The sequence below is a fragment of the Nitratireductor indicus C115 genome, from assembly GCF_000300515.1.
Lineage (GTDB): Bacteria > Pseudomonadota > Alphaproteobacteria > Rhizobiales > Rhizobiaceae > Nitratireductor > Nitratireductor indicus.
In genome coordinates this window covers 1-1,765 of the sequence record NZ_AMSI01000053.1, presented here as the reverse complement: position 1 = coordinate 1,765, position 1,765 = coordinate 1, and the positions used below count along the sequence as shown (strand labels likewise).

General features: G+C 60.2%; 2 protein-coding genes. Both read left to right on the top strand.

What is annotated here, in order from left to right:
* On the top strand, positions 1 to 1,383 hold a 1,383-nt coding region (locus NA8A_RS24155; protein WP_157174167.1), incomplete at its 5' end, for a phage tail protein.
* Positions 1,380 to 1,765 (top strand): DUF2793 domain-containing protein (locus tag NA8A_RS24150; protein ID WP_009453071.1); only part of this gene is annotated, 386 nt, incomplete at its 3' end. The genes NA8A_RS24155 and NA8A_RS24150, both read left to right, overlap by 4 nt.

The window sequence follows — 1,765 nt, the reverse complement described above, 5'->3', positions numbered from 1 at the left end:
TTGAACAAGGCGCGGAAGAATATCTCGCCCACAAACGACCCGAATGGCATCCAGCAAATTATCAAGCAGAGCATCCCGCCGCAGCGCCTCATTCTCGGACGGGCCACCACGGGCGGCGCTCTGTTCTTCTACCGGGCAAAGAAGCCTTACATCTGGTACGGCATCTTGCTCGCCGCGCATGAGGTCGATGGCTTCGAAAACCTGTTCATCAACGGACACACCGTATTCATCGGGCCTGACGGCTTTGCGACTTCCGAGCCGTTCCGTGATGGCACGCGCAAATATATTGAGGTGAGCTTTCGCACCGGCACAATCGACCAGGCAATCGATCCGATCATTGCCCGAGACTTTCCAGACATGCCTGCGACCTTCCGGCAGCGCGGCCACACCACCATGGTCATCAAGGCGCATTTCGGCTTTGGCGATGACTACGAAGCCAAGGTCGAGGATCACAAGCGCGTCTATGGCGATCAGGGTTCGCTCAGCCCGCTTGTCCGCCTGCGCGGCGCACGGATACCCGATCTCAGGAAACCGGGCGTTTCGCTTGGTGACCCATCCACATGGATATGGACGGACAACGCGCCACTCTGCCTTGCCAAATATCTCACACATCAATGGCCGGATACGCAGCTCATATCGCCCGACCGCCTCGATTGGGACGCATTCATGCTGGCGGCGGATGAGGCCGACCGGTGGGAGACATCGAAGGATGGCACCACATTTCACCGGCACACGGTCAACGGTGTGGTGCAATCGACCGACGATCCCTGGGACGTGATCGAGAATTTCAAAGTGGCTATGGGTGGCCATGTGATCGTGGAGCGGGGAAAGGTCTATCCCATCATCCGCGCGCGCCGTGAACCGAAGGCCACCCTTCACCAGAACATGATTGTCGGCGGTCTGGAATACACCTCTGAGCCGCGCGACCGGGAATTGGTGAACATCGTCAAGCCGACCTTCGTTTCGCCGGAACGCGAGTTCCAGGAGGTGGAAGGCCCGACACTACGCCGCGAGGACCTGATTGTTATCGACGGGAAGCCACGCGAAAGCAGCCTCCGCGGCGCCTTCGTGGAGGATCACCGCCGCATTCAACGGTTCGCCCAGGCGCAGCTTAATTGGGCGAGGGACGGGCGCACGCTAAGCGTGGGCGCCACGATGGAGGCGCTTTCATGGACGGTGGGCGAGGTCTATCGCGTTCACCTTCTTGGCGCTCTGGCCCGCGTGAATGGGCTTTATGAACTCGTTTCAAAGGATTGGGATGATCGCATGGGCGGCTACAAGCTGCATTTCATCGGATACGACCCGGCTGCGACCGAATTCAATCCGCAGGACGAGCAAGATTTCACCATCGATGAAGACGTGTTGGAGGCAGAGGCCGCATGACGACGCATCTTGAGCAGGCCTTTCCCCTCAACACCAATTGGCCGGCGGCAACCGTCCGCTCCGAGGTCGCGCAGGGCATTGTCGGTGTGTTCGACACGCCCGATCTTTCCGGCGAGAATTTTGCCATCCAGCCCTATGCGGCGATTGCCGTCTATGGGCCAGATGGCGATCTTGTCTTCTATGCCTATGATGCCGACGACACGACCACGGCGGACGATGGCGGCACGACTTGCATCGTCGTCTCCGGGCGGCGTTACAAGCGTTCTACCGAACTGACGGTGAAGGATGCGGTGCTAAGCGCGACCACGACAGCGCAGCCGGCAAGCCCGACGCTGGGGGACGCCTATATCGTGCCTGCCGCCCCCTCTGGCACCGACTGGGC